The sequence below is a fragment of the Pseudoalteromonas sp. XMcav1-K genome (assembly GCF_044005875.1).
GTDB classification, from domain to species: domain Bacteria; phylum Pseudomonadota; class Gammaproteobacteria; order Enterobacterales; family Alteromonadaceae; genus Pseudoalteromonas; species Pseudoalteromonas spongiae.
Window position 1 is genome coordinate 80,884 of the sequence record NZ_JBIPJE010000052.1, and the last position, 16,208, is coordinate 97,091.

At 41.6% G+C, this 16,208-nt stretch carries 15 protein-coding genes, 1 tRNA gene and 1 riboswitch; of the genes, 14 read left to right on the forward strand and 2 right to left on the reverse strand.

Features of this window, described 5'->3' with window-relative positions; translation table 11 throughout:
• The first annotated feature begins 27 nt into the window (after positions 1–27).
• Together ACHSBP_RS21415 and galE are read left to right on the forward strand one after the other, a co-directional pair.
• Positions 28–984: a DHH family phosphoesterase gene (locus ACHSBP_RS21415; RefSeq protein WP_395390383.1), complete on the forward strand. Its 957-nt coding sequence runs from the start codon at positions 28–30 to the stop codon at positions 982–984.
• Between the two features lie 18 nt (positions 985–1,002).
• Positions 1,003–2,022 (forward strand): UDP-glucose 4-epimerase GalE, encoded by a 1,020-nt coding sequence (gene galE / locus ACHSBP_RS21420; RefSeq protein ID WP_395390384.1) that lies wholly within the window; start codon positions 1,003–1,005, stop codon positions 2,020–2,022.
• Between the two features lie 39 nt (positions 2,023–2,061).
• Here galE and ACHSBP_RS21425 read toward each other — a convergent pair whose 3' ends face one another.
• On the reverse strand, positions 2,062–2,466 hold the full coding sequence (locus tag ACHSBP_RS21425) for a thioesterase family protein (protein WP_054979048.1): 405 nt from the start codon (positions 2,464–2,466) through the stop codon (positions 2,062–2,064).
• Positions 2,467–2,595: 129 nt separating this feature from the next.
• On the opposite strand from ACHSBP_RS21425, the gene ACHSBP_RS21430 reads away from it, so the two are divergent.
• From ACHSBP_RS21430 to ACHSBP_RS21445, 4 genes are all read left to right on the forward strand, one after another.
• The gene (locus tag ACHSBP_RS21430; RefSeq protein WP_395390385.1) at positions 2,596–4,731 is read left to right on the forward strand and encodes a TonB-dependent receptor; all 2,136 of its coding nucleotides are present in this window, start codon (positions 2,596–2,598) and stop codon (positions 4,729–4,731) included.
• A gap of 107 nt (positions 4,732–4,838) precedes the next feature.
• Positions 4,839–5,099, forward strand: a complete 261-nt coding sequence (locus ACHSBP_RS21435) for a YkoF family thiamine/hydroxymethylpyrimidine-binding protein (protein ID WP_395390386.1) — start codon at positions 4,839–4,841, stop codon at positions 5,097–5,099.
• Positions 5,100–5,714, forward strand: a complete 615-nt coding sequence (pnuC, locus tag ACHSBP_RS21440) for a nicotinamide riboside transporter PnuC (protein WP_395390387.1) — start codon at positions 5,100–5,102, stop codon at positions 5,712–5,714.
• On the forward strand, positions 5,707–6,489 hold the full coding sequence (locus tag ACHSBP_RS21445; RefSeq protein WP_395390388.1) for a phosphotransferase: 783 nt from the start codon (positions 5,707–5,709) through the stop codon (positions 6,487–6,489). Before pnuC ends, ACHSBP_RS21445 begins: the two co-directional genes overlap by 8 nt.
• On the opposite strand, the gene ACHSBP_RS21450 is transcribed toward ACHSBP_RS21445, so the two are convergent.
• Positions 6,486–6,668 (reverse strand): helix-turn-helix domain-containing protein, encoded by a 183-nt coding sequence (locus ACHSBP_RS21450; protein ID WP_010561097.1) that lies wholly within the window; start codon positions 6,666–6,668, stop codon positions 6,486–6,488. The two genes, ACHSBP_RS21445 and ACHSBP_RS21450, sit on opposite strands and share 4 nt — an antisense overlap.
• 437 nt (positions 6,669–7,105) lie before the next feature.
• On the opposite strand from ACHSBP_RS21450, the gene ACHSBP_RS21455 reads away from it, so the two are divergent.
• The 8 genes from ACHSBP_RS21455 (at position 7,106) to ACHSBP_RS21490 (ending at position 16,198) form a co-directional block, all read left to right on the forward strand.
• Positions 7,106–7,180: transfer RNA gene (locus ACHSBP_RS21455), tRNA-Arg, on the forward strand.
• Positions 7,181–7,271: 91 nt separating this feature from the next.
• A riboswitch (TPP riboswitch) is annotated at positions 7,272–7,388 on the forward strand.
• 143 nt (positions 7,389–7,531) lie between these two features.
• Positions 7,532–9,490 (forward strand): phosphomethylpyrimidine synthase ThiC, encoded by a 1,959-nt coding sequence (thiC, locus tag ACHSBP_RS21460; protein WP_395390389.1) that lies wholly within the window; start codon positions 7,532–7,534, stop codon positions 9,488–9,490.
• A gap of 75 nt (positions 9,491–9,565) precedes the next feature.
• Positions 9,566–10,567: an FAD-dependent oxidoreductase gene (locus ACHSBP_RS21465; RefSeq protein ID WP_395390390.1), complete on the forward strand. Its 1,002-nt coding sequence runs from the start codon at positions 9,566–9,568 to the stop codon at positions 10,565–10,567.
• Between the two features lie 9 nt (positions 10,568–10,576).
• Positions 10,577–10,774 carry a sulfur carrier protein ThiS gene (thiS, locus tag ACHSBP_RS21470; protein ID WP_395390391.1) on the forward strand — a complete coding sequence of 66 codons (198 nt, stop codon included), beginning with the start codon at positions 10,577–10,579 and terminating at the stop codon, positions 10,772–10,774.
• A complete protein-coding gene (locus ACHSBP_RS21475; RefSeq protein ID WP_138634693.1) occupies positions 10,774–11,559 on the forward strand; it encodes a thiazole synthase in 786 nt (261 codons plus the stop codon). The genes thiS and ACHSBP_RS21475 overlap by 1 nt, the downstream gene beginning before the upstream one ends.
• A 36-nt stretch (positions 11,560–11,595) precedes the next feature.
• A complete protein-coding gene (gene thiE, locus ACHSBP_RS21480; protein ID WP_395390392.1) occupies positions 11,596–13,110 on the forward strand; it encodes a thiamine phosphate synthase in 1,515 nt (504 codons plus the stop codon).
• A gap of 2 nt (positions 13,111–13,112) precedes the next feature.
• Positions 13,113–13,865, forward strand: coding sequence for a HesA/MoeB/ThiF family protein (locus ACHSBP_RS21485; protein ID WP_395390393.1), 753 nt, complete (start codon positions 13,113–13,115; stop codon positions 13,863–13,865).
• A gap of 131 nt (positions 13,866–13,996) precedes the next feature.
• Positions 13,997–16,198, forward strand: coding sequence for a M14 family zinc carboxypeptidase (locus tag ACHSBP_RS21490; protein ID WP_395390394.1), 2,202 nt, complete (start codon positions 13,997–13,999; stop codon positions 16,196–16,198).
• Positions 16,199–16,208 lie beyond the last annotated feature (10 nt).

Genomic DNA, 16,208 nt, shown 5'->3' on the forward strand with positions numbered 1-16,208 from the left:
CTGTTTTATTTTTAAGTGCATATTATTATGAACTACGACGTATTTAACGGTGATGCCGACGGCATTATCGCACTTCTTCAATTGCAGCTTGCAAACCCTACTGAAAGTAAAAAAATTACTGGTGTAAAACGCGATATTCAATTGCTTAAACAGGTAGATGTTAAGCCAGATGATAAAATTCGTGTACTCGATATCTCAATGGAAAAAAACATGGAAGCGCTCAATAAGTGTTTAGATGTTGGTGCAGAAGTGTTTTATGTCGATCATCATCGTGCAGGAGAAATTCCAACAAGTAATAAATTAGAAGCGCATATCGATTTAGATGCCAATACTTGTACAAGCTTGATTGTCAGTAATTTACTCGATAAGCAATATCATCTTTGGGCAATTACTGCGGCTTATGGCGATAATATGATTGCCACCGCAGATGCAGAGGCCGATAAACTCGGATTAACACAAGAGCAAAAAGACAAGCTAAAAGCGTTAGGGATTTATATTAACTATAACGGGTATGGTGGTTCGATTGAGGATTTATATTTTCATCCAGAAGCGCTGTTTGAACTATTGCTTGATTACCCATCACCTTTGCAAGTTATAGAGCAGAAAGATTCGATTTTTTACCAGTTAGAATCGCTATATGAAGCGGATATGGCAAAGGCGCAAGCTGCGCAAGTTATGTATGAAAGCGATGCGGTCAAAGTTATTTTATTGGAAGATGCACCATGGGCAAGGCGTGTAAGTGGCGTTTTAGGTAATGAACTCGCAAATCAATCACCAAATAAAGCGCATGCGGTACTCACTCACCATAAAGAGTCGGGCTATACTGTAAGTATTAGGGCGCCATTAAATAATAAACAAGGTGCAGACAAAGTAGTAAGTCAATTCGCGACAGGTGGTGGGCGAGCAGCAGCAGCTGGAATAAACCAACTAAGTGAAAGTGAACTCACTCGATTTTATCAAGTATTTAGCGATTACTACTCATAACGTTTAAGGATTTAACAAATGACGGTACTGGTTACTGGTGGGGCGGGATATATTGGCTCGCATACTGTAGTTGAGCTTTTGCAAACGAATTTTGATGTGGTTGTAATTGATAACTTATCAAATTCATCCGAAGAGGCGTTAAAGCGTGTTCAGCACATCACAGATAAGTCAGTAACATTTTATCAAGGTGATATTTTAGATTCTGACCTGTTAGATTCAATTTTTACTAAGCATAGAATTGATAGTGTTGTTCATTTTGCAGGGCTAAAGTCTGTGAATGAGTCTATTACCATGCCGCATAAGTATTATGAGAATAACGTTCAAGGCACGCTCAATCTGCTTGCAGCAATGGATAGAGCAGGTGTTAACAAATTAGTCTTTAGCTCGTCTGCAAATGTTTATGGTACGCCAGAATCACTACCTGTAGTTGAAACCGCTCCGGTAGGGGGAACAAGTAACCCTTACGGAACATCTAAATACATGGTTGAACGTATTTTACAAGATTTAGCCGCATCAAATGAAAAATGGCGTTTTGCAATTTTACGTTATTTCAACCCAGTAGGTGCGCATAAATCAGGCTTGATTGGTGAAGATCCTAACGATATTCCAAACAATTTGTTACCTTACATTTCGCAAGTAGCCATCGGTAAATTGGACTGCTTAGGCGTATTCGGTGATGACTACAATACGCCCGATGGTACAGGTGTACGTGACTATATTCATGTGGTTGACCTTGCACTTGGTCATCTGAAAGCGCTTAGCAAGTTAGAATCAGCTAGTGGGGCGTTAGTCTATAACTTAGGCACTGGTAATGGTTTTTCTGTACTTGAGATGGTCAAAGCCTTTGAAATTGCATCAAAAAGAAGCGTTAGGTTTAAAATAAAGCCACGTCGTCCTGGTGATATTGCAGTATGTTATGCAAATCCTGAAAAAGCTAAAAAAGAATTAGGCTGGGTAGCAGCGCGCGGACTAGAGGATATGATGGTCGATGCATGGCGTTGGCAAAGTCAAAACCCTAATGGCTACGCTGGCAACTAATTAATAAAAAGGATGCTTATGCATCCTTTTTAATGATTATTACTTGCTACCACTCAAAGGGAACAAGTCATTGATCTCATTTGGTAAAAATGGCCTGCCCTTTTCATTTACTGATGTGCCAATAACAAGTGCTTCTACGGCTACTTTGTTATCTTTTTTTCGCACAACGCGTTGGCGAAAACCAAATTTTAGTTTTGAAATGCGTTCTGGGCTCACTTCCACATAAAACTCGTCGCCCGGTTGCAATGAAGTTTTAAAATCAATTTCGCTGCGTATTACCACTAAGTTGATCTTATCGGCTGCTAGTTTGGCAAAATCGACATTGTTGGCATATAAAAACTCGTGGCGTGCATGTTCTAGGTAATTAAAATACACACCGTTGTTTACAATGCCTTGTAAGTCACATTCGTAATCTCTTACTTTTAGTTCTATTCGAAAGGTCATAAATTGGTACTCAAAATCTTTTTTAGCAGTTTACCTAAATCTTTGATTAAAGAGGTATGACTTATGCTCTCAAATACGAACTTTTCTCGCTTACACAATTAACTTCTTATAAACTATGCGGCAATTACTATGTATCAAAGATGGGATGCCAAAGTGAAAACCAGCTTAAAACTCGTTTCTGCAGCTATTCTCGCGTCAATTTCAGCAACCAGTGTTGCTAATCAAGAACCAGACAATATTGAAGTTATTACTGTTACTGGTGACTTTAAAAAAGAAAGTATTCAAACGTTAAGCGCAAGTGTGCATGTACTTGGTGAGCAAGATATTGCAATGCGTAATGCCGTGCATTTGGATGAAATGTTAAACACGGCTGCTAACGTTAATTATACGTCTGGCGCATCGCGCGGACGTTTTATTCAAATTCGTGGTATCGGTTTACGTTCGCAATTTGTTGATCCGATTAATCCATCAGTAGGGTTATTAATTGATGGTATTAATTACTCTGGTTTAGGCGGAGCAGCGTTGTTGTTTGATACACAGCAAGCTGAGATTTACCGTGGTCCTCAGGGAACGCGTTTTGGCGCAGACGCTCTGGCAGGCATGATCCACATTGATACAAGTGAAGCTACAACAGATGGGCGCGCCAAGTTGCAGCTCGGCGCCGGAAATTACAATTCCTATAACCTAGGTATTGCTGCTGGTGGCGGTATTGATGATGTTGTTGGTATGCGTGCTAGCGTGTACCAAAATAGCTCAGATGGTTATGTTGATAACATTTACTTAAATGAGTCTACCCAAGATCAAGATGAACTGGTTGCACGCTTTAAAGTAAAAACAGATTTCAGCGATGTGTTTGTCAGCGAATTGAACTTACATTATATCGATATTGAAAATGGTTATGATGCCTTTACCCTCGATAATTCACGTAAATCAGTAGCTGATCAGCCAGGGCAAGATAACCAAGAAAGTTACGGCGTTAGCTGGCGTAATAATTTTTCAGGTTTTGATAGTTTTGATATCAATTTCAATGTTAACGCGCTCAATGCTGATTTATTGTATAGCTATGATGAAGATTGGGTATGTAATGACCCAGAAGAAGCTGAGTTATGCAGTGCTGGTCTTCACCCTTGGGGCTATAGTTCGACCGATGCGTATGATCGAGACCGTAAAGACCGTTCCGTTGAATTAAACGTGCAAAGCAAAGAAGGGACTTGGATTGGCGGCGTATATTATCAAAGCAAAGACGTTGACTTAACACGCGTTTATACATGGCAAGCACAAGACTTTGAGTCAAATTATCAAATAGATAATATTGCTGTATTTGGTCAATTAGAAACACGCATTGATGATCGTACGGTTTTGATTACGGGCGTGCGTGCAGAAAATTACCAAGGTGATTATTTTGATAACAATGGTTTTTCAGAATCAGTTGATGATTCAATGGTAGGCGGAAAGCTTGCACTTGAGCACCAAGTAAACCAGCAAGCGATGATCTATACCAGCCTCACAAGTGGTTACAAAGCAGGTGGCATCAATGGTGAAGCACTAGCAAAAGCGCGAGATGAAGGCGTAGATCAAAGTTTCTTTGAAACCATTAAATATTTTGATCCAGAGTATTTATGGAGCGGTGAGTTTGGCGTTAAAGGTATGTCTAAAGATAAGCGACTGGTACTTCGTTTAGCTGCGTTTTATATGTACCGCGATAATATGCAAGTTAAGGCGTACAAAGAATACAAAGCCGATGAAACGTCAGAGCCTGTATTCGTTGGTTACCTTGATAACGCAGCTAGTGGCCGTAACTACGGTATCGAAATCGATGGACGTTATCAGTTAACTGAACGCATAAGTTTAAATGGTGCGGTAGGTTATTTACGTACCCGAATGGATGACTTTGTTAATGCTGATGGCGAGAGCAAAAATGGCCGCGAACAAGCCCAGGCACCGCGCTACAACTATGCCTTCTCGGCACGTTTCGATGCAACGGAAAATCTATACGTTAATTTAGGTATTGAAGGTAAAGATGACTACTACTTCTCAGATAGTCACGACTCAAGGGCTGAAAGTGTAAATCTGGTTAATGCTAAGATTGGTTATAGCCGCAATGGATGGGAAGTAAGTGCTTGGGTTCGCAATATGTTCAATCAAGATTACGCAACCCGTGGTTTTGAGTTTGGTAATGATCCGCGAGATTTTTACGAAACCCATACTTATGTGCAATTTGCTGAGCCGCGTATGGCAGGTGTAAGTTTTACCTATCAGTATTAATTCAATTATAAGTAATGTGTTTGGGTTTCAGATGTGGCTGTTAGGATCTTCTGAAACCTGAAACCTGAAACCTGAAACCTGAAACCTGAAACCTGAAACCAAAAGTTATGAAATTATCTGTAGAAATTAGTAAATACCCGTTGCACCAAGATTATATTCCATTTATCAAAGGGTTTATTGACCGTTTAAATGCGAACGCAAACCTAGAAGTGATTACTAACACCATGTCTACGCAGGTGTTTGGTGACTACGATGAGGTAATGAACGCAGTAACGAGTGAAATTAAACGTTCACATCAAGAATTTGGTAAGGCAATTTTTGTCTGTAAATTTATCGGTGGCGATTTATCACCAAATAAAGAGGCTTAAATGGAATTTCTATCGCAAGCACTAAATGGTTTTACAGCAATGAGCTATTGGGAATATATCGCGGTAGCGCTTGGCCTTGCTTACTTAGTGTTTGTGATGAAAGAAAGCTTGTGGGCGTGGCCCTGTGCCTTTGTCAGTACCTTTATTTACACTCTGCTATTTTGGAACGGTGCTTTATTAATGGAGTCATTACTGAATTTTTATTATTTGGCAATGGCGGTTTATGGTTTCTATTGTTGGAAAAATGGTAAAGAAAAAAAAGAATTACCCATCTCAAGTTGGCAGTTTAATACTCACCTTATCATTATCATGGTAACCAGTTTAATTGCACTAGCCTTGGGTTATGTGATGGATAACTACACGCATGCAGATTTTGCTTACCTAGACTCCTTTACTACCTGTTTCGCGGTAATGACTACTTACTTAGTTGCCAAAAAGGTACTTGAAAACTGGCTTTACTGGCTAGTGATTGATGCGGCATCTATTTATCTGTATCTACAAAAAGGGTATTACCCAACAGTTGTACTATTTGCGATTTATACCGGTATGGTGATTTGGGGCTATTTGCAATGGCGCCAGCATTTTCAGCTACAAAGAGAGCAGGCTTTTGCTTAATCAATGCCAAGACTATCTAGTTAAACTTGGCTTAGAGTTTGTAGCTAAAAAAGCGCTTTACCTTACTCAAGGCGTTAATAACACCTGTTTTCGGGTTGAAACCCAGTGTGGAAAAACTCTGCTATTAAAGCATTTTGATCGTGAAAATAACTTTAAAGTGACTTTGGTTGAGCAGCATTTAGCAAAAGAAGATGTTGTGCCAAACGTTATAGCGACTAGTGAAAAACATAAGCTTATTGCTTATCAATTTATTGAAAGCGTAGAGTTTAATAAACCGCTCCACCTTCAATCGTTAGTAGCAAAGTTAGTTGTTTTACATAATTTGAATAGTGATTATGACTATGAAGAGATAAATCTAAGTACACTCTTTAGTAGTTACATTGAGCTAGCAGAATATAAAAACTATCAAACAACAATTAATCAATTACTTGCGAAGTTAAAAAATTACCCATATGAACTTGGCGTGTGTCATAACGACTTAGTGCGAGAAAATCTAATTTTTTCAAATAAAACGAGTTGGTTAATCGATTTTGAGTATGTGGGACTTAATGATGTTTACTTTGATTTGGCGGCGCTTTGTAGCTCACTGACACTTAACCTCAGTGACAAAAAATATTTGTTAGCCTGCTATTTTAAGCTACCAAGCGTGTCGTCACAGCAATTAGAAAAGCTAGACTTATATCAGCAGCTTTACAATTTAATTTGTTACTTGTGGTATTTAAAGCATGGCTTTACAAGCCATGCTCAAGTGCTAAAGCCGTTTATAAACGATTAGATACCACCAATACGTTCAGCTAATTCTTTATAGCGTTTAACGTCGTCTTCGTTGAATTTTGCGTTGCCTGCATCGTCTTTTTCAGCAGCAATTAGCAAGCTCTCACGCTCTAAACGACGGACGCGTTCTTCTTTTACGCCAAGAAATTCTGCAACTTGTTCTGTAGTCATTAATGCCATTTTGTTCTCCTAGTAATTAGGGTCTGTTGATCTTTAAAGTTCGTTTTTGCAGCAGTTTGACTGGCTTTTATACAAGGCAGAGGCTGCGTGGCATGGTTATTCCACGTAAGTCAGCCGATAACGCTGTAGAAAAGCCAATCAAGCGCTGCCTCTCGGCTCTTTTGAGCGCACTTTTCTTGTTGTTGTTCGATATTCGCTTAGATGACTAGGCCACACATCGAACGCCGCGATAAAAGCACGCTCAAAGAGAGCAAAAATAGAACCGCAAAGGTCAACAGACCCTAGGCATGCTTCAAGTGAATCTTTTAATTAAAGCGTTTTTTATTAAAAAATGCGAGTAAATTACAACTTAATTGTAACTATCTTGTTGATATATTAGCCAAGTGAGTTTCCATTCGCTGGTAATTCGAAGGTTTAGCCATTATTATTGTCGCCGTGCTCTCGTGGTGAAATGGATATCACGTGGCCCTCCGGAGGCCGAGTTCTAGGTTCGATCCCTAGCGAGAGCGCCAATTCTTATTTGGCACAGTCAATTACTTCTCCATTGGTCTTATCAGCTTAATCTTTTATTGCGTCGTTTAGAATAAACGCATAGAATTCAATCGTTACTTGTCGGAGTGCCTTTTACTTTTTGAGTAAAACTAAGGCTGAGATCGCATAAGCGGGATCCGTGAACCTGAATAGATTAGAATCTACGTAGGAAACAAGCAGCTTGGTGGCAAGCGTTTGTTTGCCATTTGGCAAAAAACCTTTTCACTGTTGTCTTAATTATATTAAGAACTGCCTCCTAGGCGCTGTGTGCGCTTCAATCATCACGAACTTTGGCAAGACCGTCACTCGATTTAATTATTTAAAGGTGCGTCATGTCACAAAGTAATACTAAGCCAGCAAATCAAATGAGCCGTCGCGAAGCGCGACAAGCGGCATCTGATTATATATACAACCTAAAAACCCAGCCATTTCCTAATTCACAGAAAATTTATGTGGAAGGTGAAAACCCGGGCGTACGCGTTGGTATGCGCGAAATCACGTTAAGCGATACTTTTGCTGGTGGTACAGAAGAAAACCCTATTTTTGAAAAGAACGAGCCAGTACGCGTTTACGACACTTCGGGTCCTTATACCGACCCGAATGCTGAGCTTAATGTTGAAGTTGGTTTACCAAAATTCCGTCAAGCGTGGATTGAAGGTCGTGATGATACCGAAGAGCTAGAGTCGGTAACCTCACAATACACTCAGCAGCGTATGGCTGATGAAGGGTTAGATCACTTACGTTTTGAAAACCTACCAAAAGTGCGTTGTGCTAAAGCGGGTAAAAACGTCACGCAAATGCATTATGCGCGTCAGGGCATTATCACACCAGAAATGGAATACGTTGCGATTCGTGAAAATATGGGCCGTAAAAAAATTCGTGAAGAAATTTTAGCGCAGCAACACAAAGGCGAATCGTTTGGTGCAGAACTGCCAGATTTTATTACGCCAGAATTTGTCCGCGATGAAATTGCACGCGGCCGTGCGGTATTACCAAATAATATTAACCACCCTGAATCTGAGCCGATGATTATTGGCCGTAATTTCTTGGTTAAAGTAAATTCAAACATTGGTAACTCGTCAGTATCAAGCTCAATTGAAGAAGAAGTTGAGAAGCTCGTATGGTCAACTCGCTGGGGCGCAGATACGGTAATGGATTTATCGACTGGCCGTTATATTCACGAAACACGTGAATGGATTGTGCGTAACTCGCCAGTACCAATTGGTACCGTACCAATTTACCAAGCGCTTGAAAAAGTAAACGGTGTAGCAGAAGACCTAACTTGGGAAATCTTCCGTGACACGCTCATTGAGCAAGCAGAGCAGGGGGTGGATTACTTTACTATTCACGCCGGTGTTTTACTTCGCTATGTACCAATGACGGCAAAACGTGTCACAGGTATTGTGTCACGTGGTGGTTCAATTATGGCGAAATGGTGTTTAGCGCACCATAAAGAAAACTTCTTATACACTCACTTTGAAGAAATCTGTGAAATTTTAAAGCAATACGATGTGTGTTTCTCACTCGGTGATGGCCTGCGCCCAGGCTCTGTGGCTGATGCAAACGACGAGGCGCAATTTTCAGAGTTACGTACATTAGGTGAGCTAACTCAAATTGCTTGGAAACACGATGTGCAGGTATTCATCGAAGGCCCAGGTCACGTGCCAATGCACATGATCAAAGCCAATATGGACGAGCAGCTTAAGCATTGTCATGAAGCACCATTTTATACCTTAGGTCCACTAACAACCGATATTGCACCGGGTTATGATCACTTCACATCAGGTATTGGGGCAGCGCAAATTGCTTGGTACGGCACAGCAATGCTTTGTTATGTAACGCCAAAAGAGCATTTAGGTTTACCGAATAAAGATGATGTTAAAGAAGGCCTTATTACCTATAAGATTGCAGCGCATGCAGCAGATTTGGCAAAAGGTCACCCAGGTGCGCAAATTCGCGATAACGCCCTTTCTAAAGCACGTTTTGAGTTCCGTTGGCACGATCAGTTTAATCTTGGTTTAGATCCTGAACGCGCGCTTGAGTATCACGATGAAACCCTTCCGCAAGAATCAGGCAAAGTTGCACATTTTTGTTCAATGTGTGGTCCTAAATTCTGTTCGATGAAAATCACTCAAGAAGTGCGTGATTACGCGAAAGATTTAGAAAGTCAGGGCGTAGATATTTCTGATGCGAATGCAATTGAAATCAAAATGATTGACGTTGAAGCAGAAATGAAAGCGAAATCAGAAGAGTTCAAATCGGCTGGTTCTGAGATTTATCAGAAAGTATAAATCAGCAATAAGTAGTCAGAATTCAGTAACTAAACGTGCTGAATTCTGACACCTATTTAACTGCTTGGGCGTATTATGACAGCAACTTCACAGCGAAAAAAAATAGCGATTTTAGGTTACGGTTTAACGGGGCGCTTAGCGGCATTACAGCTTTATAAGCAGCATCAAGTATCGGTATTTGAGTCAGGTAAAGTGAGCGGTGAGCAAAGTGCAGGTTTTGTTGCCGCAGCCATGCTTGCGCCGTTGGCTGAATCGGTATTATGTGAAGCTGATTTAGCCGAGCTTGGCTTGCAGGCGATGCCGCTGTGGCAGTCAGTCCTTGAGTTGTTAGATGAGCCGGTGTTTTTTCAACAACACGGCAGCTTAGTGGTTGCACATCAGCAAGATAAAGGCGATTTAGAGTCGTTTGGCAATCGCTTAAAGCCGCTGGCAGAGCAAAGTGCTAAGAAGCTTAATGGTGCGCAGCTTGCAGAACTGGAGCCAGCACTTGCCGGGCGTTTTCACCAAGGTATTTATTTACCGTGTGAAGGTCAGCTTGATAATCGTGCGTTTTATGCGGCAAGTTACCAACAAGTAAAAGACAAGGTCACTTTCTTTGAGTCGTTTTCAGGCAATATTAACGAAAAACACTTTGATGTGATTTTGGATTGCCGTGGTTTAGGCGCTAAACCTCTCCTTAATAACCTTCGCGGTGTGCGCGGTGAAGTGGTGCGCTTATATGCGCCAGAAGTGACGCTTAATCGCCCTGTGCGCTTAATGCACCCGCGCTATCCAATCTATATTGTGCCAAAGCCGAATCATGAGTTTGTAATTGGCGCGACAGAAATTGAATCGCAATCAACAAAGCCAATGACGTTGCGCTCTGCCATGGAATTATTGTCAGCTGCATACACAGTGCACAGTGGCTTTGCTGAGGCCGAAATATTGGAAATGCAAGCAGGGCTAAGGCCAAGCTTGCCCGATAACCGTCCACTGGTTAAAAAGCAAGGCAAGCGTATTGTGATTAATGGCTTGTATAGACATGGTTATTTACTGGCGCCAAAAGTGGTTGAAATGGCGCTTGAACAGATGAACTAAGAGTGCAAAATGAATTTAATAATTAATGGTGAAAAGCGCGAAGTTGAAAGCAATACGACCTTGCTTGCTTTGCTATCGCAGCTTGGTGCGAGTGAACCTTACGCGGTGGCGGTAAATCAAAGCTTTGTGCCGCGTGAACAATGCGAAGGCATCACTTTGGCTGATGGCGATCAGATTGAAATTCTTTCGCCAATACAGGGGGGCTAATGGATAAGCCGTTAACTATTTATGGTCAAACGCTGTCGAGCCGTTTATTTATTGGCTCAGCCTTGTACCCATCTCCTGCAGTAATGCAACAATCAATTAAGGCATCGGGTGCTGAGGTGGTGACGGTATCGTTGCGCAGGCAAGGTACTCTTGAAGCTGGTAATGACTTTTGGCAATTAATTAAAGATACCGGCCTTAAAGTATTACCCAATACCGCAGGTTGCCATAGTGTGCAAGAAGCCGTAACGCTTGCCAAAATGTGTCGCGAAGTGTTTCAAACTAATTGGATAAAACTTGAACTTATTGGCGATGAGTACAACTTACAGCCCGACCCGATTGGTTTATTGGAAGCAACAAAACAACTAATTGATGACGGTTTTGAAGTATTACCTTATTGCACCGACGACTTAGTTATTTGCCAAAAATTAGTCGATTTAGGTTGTGAAGTTCTAATGCCATGGGGCGCGCCAATTGGTACTGGTAAAGGGTTGTTAAATCCGTATGCGTTAAAAACCATTCGTGAGCGTTTACCTAATACCACATTGCTTGTGGATGCAGGTCTTGGCTTACCTTCACACGCAGCAACCGCAATGGAAATGGGGTATGATGCGGTACTATTAAATAGTGCGGTAGCGCAAGCGGGCGACCCAATTGCAATGGCAAAGGCATTTTCACTTGCGGTAGACGCAGGCAGAATCGCTTATGAGGCCAAAGCAATGCCAGAGAAAGAGGTCGCAAAACCGTCAACCCCGACAATGGGTATGCCTTTTTGGCATCAGCAGTAAATCGCACAATATAAATCAGTTTAAAATTGGGAACTAATGGGTAATTTAATTTGGACTATTGCTGGCTCTGACGCTGGTGGCGGCGCGGGAATTCAAGCTGATATAAAAGCAGCGCAAAGTTTTGGTGTGCATGCATGTAGTGTAATTACGGCACTTACTGCGCAAAATAGCATGGGTGTTGAAGAGATTAATGGCGTTACAATCAAGGTGATTGAGTCCCAACTCGATGCCCTTGAGCAAGATGTACAACCTAAAGTGATTAAAATTGGCATGCTTGCCAATGAGCAACAGGTTGAGTTTATTGCTAATACACTTAAACGCTATAAAACCACATGGCAAACGCCGCCAATTGTTGTTTACGACCCAGTAGCGGTAGCCTCCAGCGGCGATAGCTTAACTGAAGAAGATATTCTGCCGGCAATTAAAACCCACTTGTTACCACAAATAGATGTGATCACCCCTAATACCCAAGAAACGCAAATCCTTACCGGGGTGTATTTAATTGGCCCAAGCGCAGTGCAAGATGCAGCGAAAGCGTTCAACGAATTAGGTGTACCAAGTGTGCTGATAAAAGGCGGACATTGGGATTATCCTAAAGGCTACTGCATCGATTTCGGCGCTCATCAAGGTGAAGAGTATTGGCTAGGCAATAAAGCCATTAACACACCGCACAGTCATGGTACAGGGTGTTCTTTTGCGTCCAGTGTTGCAGCCAATCTTGCTAAAGACTATCCACTGAAAGATGCCTTTATCCTTGCTAAAGCTTATATTAATCAAGGCTTAAAACATGCAGAGCGGTTTGGGCAAGGTATAGGCCCTGTGGCCCATTGTGGATTCCCACACGATATAAATGACTATCCAGAAGTGATTGAAGCGGATTCGTGGCTAGGTCAGGAACTTGATTTGGCAGTAGATTCAGAGCAAGTTAGCGCACGTGATTTTGCCAAAATAGAAACGCGTAATTTGGGTATTTACCCTGTGGTTGATTCCGTTGATTGGATTGAGCGCTGCTTAAAAGCGGGCATTAAAACCATTCAGCTGCGTATTAAAGATAGCAGCGATGCTGATCTTGAAGAGAAAATTGCAACCGCGATTACCCTTGGTAAAAAATACGACGCGCGTTTATTTATTAATGACTACTGGCAATTAGCGATAAAACATGGCGCTTACGGTATTCACCTTGGCCAAGAAGATATTTCGGTCGCTAATTTAGCTGAAATTAAACAAGCGGGTATTCGCTTAGGTGTATCGACTCACGGTTTTTATGAAATGCTGCGCGCGCATAATTATCGCCCAAGCTATTTAGCCTTTGGTGCAATTTATCCAACCACAACTAAAGATATGACGGGGCAAATTCAGGGCTTAGAAAAATTAAAACACTTTGTACCACTAATGCATGATTACCCTGTAGTGGCAATTGGCGGAATAGACTTAGCCCGTGCTGAAGAGGTTGCGAAAACTGGTGTTGGCAGTATTGCGGTTGTGCGCGCAATTACAGAAGCTGCTGACCCGGAAGCGGCGATTGTAGAACTTGAGAGTGTGCTGAACTAGCTATGTCATCGTTATCAAACCAAGAATTAATTCGTTATTCTCGCCAGCTACTATTGCCTGAAATTGATGAGAATGCGCAGCTTAAATTAAAAGCGGCGCGTGTGTTAATTATTGGTTTGGGTGGTCTTGGTTCTCCCGCAGCGTTTTATTTGGCAGCGTCGGGTATCGGGCAGCTAACGTTGGTCGACCATGATGAGGTTGAGCTATCTAATTTGCAGCGGCAAATTCTCTATAAAATTAGTCATATAGGGCAAAGTAAAAGTAAAGCCGCGGGCAAAACGCTGCAAGCGCTGAATAACCAAGTATCACTATCTTCAATCTCAGAAAAGTTGGATGAGCAAAATGCTAAATCGCTTGTCGAAAATTGTGATTTAGTACTCGATTGCAGTGATAACTTCAAAACACGCTATTTAATTAATCGCCTTGCTAAGCAGTTTGCTAAGCCGCTTGTTTCCGGTGCAGCTATGGGCTGGCAGGGGCAATTGTGTATTGTCGATAACAAAGATGATAACGCACCTTGCTACGAATGCTTGTTTGCCAACCAAGGTGCAAGTAGTGCACTAAACTGCGATACCTTAGGCGTTATCAGCCCGCTGCTTGGTGTAATTGGCGCGCAGCAGGCAATTGCAGCAATACTTTTACTGTTGGGGGAAGGTAACTTACCGCAGTTTTTACAATTTGATGCGCAGAGCTTTATGCAAAGTGCTTTTGCATTTACAAAGTCAAAAACCTGTACAGTGTGTAACAAACGTTAAGCTAAATAAGTATCTAGATAAAAGCGATACGATTCTACGCAAAACTACCTTTTATTTACATTTCCCAACGTTATGGTGTTTGTGTTTTTACCCAAATTAGGTATTTTAGTTTAATGCTAATTGGAGGGAACATGCTTAGAAAATTATTAATTTCAGCAGCAATGCTTGGCGCGGCAAATGCGCATGCACAGCCATCACAACACTACTTAGTCACTTTTCCTAATGAGGATATTGAAGCCAAAGCTAAGATAAGTTTGCATCATAACTTAATTGGCGATCGTCCAAATGGTGTGTTGTTTACACTCTCCAGTGAAGAACAATCCTTATTAAAGCGCTTTGGTGCAACCTTGCAACCTGCAGATAATCTGGCAAAGCAGTTTTTAACCAAGCAAAAAAATATTTTTGATAAGCTAACTAACACAAGCACAGGGATCCCTGGTTTTAGTTGTTACGCAACGGTAGAAGAAACTTTTCAGCAAGTAGATGATTTAGTAGCAGCTCACTCCGAATACACCGAACTGGTAGATATTGGTGATTCATGGCAAAAACAAAATAAAGGCGAAGGCTATGATTTAAAGGTTTTAAAAATCGGTAAAAAAGATTTAGTTAATCCGCCAATTTTATTTATTCAAAGCGCCATGCATGCCCGTGAGCTAGCTACAGCCGCGCTGACATTAGATTTTGCCAAACAGTTATTAGCAGAGCGCGAAACCAATGCCGATATCAACTGGATTTTAGAAACACAGCAAATTCATATTCTCTTTCAAACAAATCCTGATGGACGAAAAATTGCGGAAACAGGCGTTTCTCAGCGTAAAAATGTTAACGAAAATCATTGTTTAGAGGCCAATGTTGGTGTTGATTTAAATCGTAACTTTAGCTTTGGCTGGGGCTCGGTTGATGGAGGCTCTAGTGGTGATGCGTGCTCTGCAACGTATCGGGGAGATAGCCCCGGTTCAGAGCCTGAAGTGGCCGCAGTTGAGAATTATGTTCGTAGTATTTTCCCTGATCAACGCGGGCCAAACGTTAGTGATGCGGCGCCAGAAAATACTCAAGGCTTGTATTTAGACATTCACAGCTACAGTCAGCTTATTTTATGGCCTTGGGGGGGCAGTTATGATGCTGCGCCAAATGCCAAAGGGTTAGAATCGTTAGGTCGAAAACTTGCGTATTTTAATGACTATCGGCCAATGCAATCGGTAGGTTTATATCCGACCGATGGTACTTCAGATAATTTAGCTTATGGTGAACTTGGTATTGCGCATATTACCTTTGAATTAGGTACCGCATTTTTCCAATCGTGTGGTTATTATGGTGCGTTAATCAAGCCAGATAACTTAAAAGCACTACTTTATGCAGCTAAAGTAACAAAAGCGCCTTATCAGTTAACACAGGGTCCAGATATTGCCGATATAAGTTTGGCGTTGAATGCGCAGCAGCAAATAGTTTTAAAAGCGAACGCAACGGATACACGCTTTAAAAACAATAGCTCCTGGCCAATGCAAAATATTTCTAAGGTAAGGTATGCGGTTAATCAGCTGGTGTCAGATGACAATCAACAGCTGGCGATGTTTAGTGATGGTAACGCAGATAGCATCACTGAGCAGTTTGAGATTGTGATTAACGACAATCAACTAATCGACAAAAAAGCAATTGTGTATATGCAAGCGCAGGATAATGACGGTTATTGGGGTACCATTACGGCACAAAGTATCGATACGAATCCGCCAAGTGTTGCAGGCAAGGTTGTGTGTTCTGGCGCTAAATGCCAATTTAATGTGGAAAACCCAGTAAGTGGCTTCAACTACAAATGGCAACTGTCTACCGGTGATGCGCTCGAAGGGGAAGAGGCGACACATATATTGCCTTCACTTGGTGACTATTCAGCAACCCTTTTTGTGACTAACTCGATTGGTGTGTCAAATAGCTTAGCTATAGATTTTAATGTTACAGAGTTATTTGCGCCAGAAGTAGTTGCTTCACACCGGTGTAACTATTTAGCGTGTGAGTTTGATGCATCGCTTAGTACAGATGCTGATAGCAACACGTTAAGCTATGCTTGGAAAGCGGAAGACGCATCGGCGAGTGGTATGGTATTCTCGCATAACTTCTCTCAATCAGGCAGCTATAAAGTTGAGTTAGTGATAACTGATGAACATGAGCAAGCGGCGCGTTATGAGTTTGATTTACAAGTTGAGTCAGAACCAGATCCCGTGCCTCTTCCAGAGGTACTAGATGACGTTAAAAAAGAGTCTTCTGGCAGTAACTCATGGTTAATGTTGTTTATTCTTACTGCTGGCGCATTGATAAGAAGACAGCGCGTAAAAAATTAAAAAAGGGAGC

Bases quoted from the DNA above. Each gene is read 5' to 3' on its own strand.
- pnuC (WP_395390387.1), top strand. From the start codon at position 5,100: ATGGAATTTCTATCGCAAGCACTAAATGGTTTTACAGCAATGAGCTAT.
- ACHSBP_RS21435 (WP_395390386.1), top strand. From the start codon at position 4,839: ATGAAATTATCTGTAGAAATTAGTAAATACCCGTTGCACCAAGATTAT.
- ACHSBP_RS21490 (WP_395390394.1), top strand. From the start codon at position 13,997: ATGCTTAGAAAATTATTAATTTCAGCAGCAATGCTTGGCGCGGCAAAT.
- ACHSBP_RS21415 (WP_395390383.1), top strand. From the start codon at position 28: ATGAACTACGACGTATTTAACGGTGATGCCGACGGCATTATCGCACTT.
- thiC (WP_395390389.1), top strand. From the start codon at position 7,532: ATGTCACAAAGTAATACTAAGCCAGCAAATCAAATGAGCCGTCGCGAA.
- ACHSBP_RS21475 (WP_138634693.1), top strand. From the start codon at position 10,774: ATGGATAAGCCGTTAACTATTTATGGTCAAACGCTGTCGAGCCGTTTA.
- ACHSBP_RS21485 (WP_395390393.1), top strand. From the start codon at position 13,113: ATGTCATCGTTATCAAACCAAGAATTAATTCGTTATTCTCGCCAGCTA.
- ACHSBP_RS21450 (WP_010561097.1), bottom strand. From the start codon at position 6,668: ATGGCATTAATGACTACAGAACAAGTTGCAGAATTTCTTGGCGTAAAA.
- thiS (WP_395390391.1), top strand. From the start codon at position 10,577: ATGAATTTAATAATTAATGGTGAAAAGCGCGAAGTTGAAAGCAATACG.
- galE (WP_395390384.1), top strand. From the start codon at position 1,003: ATGACGGTACTGGTTACTGGTGGGGCGGGATATATTGGCTCGCATACT.
- ACHSBP_RS21430 (WP_395390385.1), top strand. From the start codon at position 2,596: ATGTATCAAAGATGGGATGCCAAAGTGAAAACCAGCTTAAAACTCGTT.
- thiE (WP_395390392.1), top strand. From the start codon at position 11,596: ATGGGTAATTTAATTTGGACTATTGCTGGCTCTGACGCTGGTGGCGGC.
- ACHSBP_RS21425 (WP_054979048.1), bottom strand. From the start codon at position 2,466: ATGACCTTTCGAATAGAACTAAAAGTAAGAGATTACGAATGTGACTTA.
- ACHSBP_RS21465 (WP_395390390.1), top strand. From the start codon at position 9,566: ATGACAGCAACTTCACAGCGAAAAAAAATAGCGATTTTAGGTTACGGT.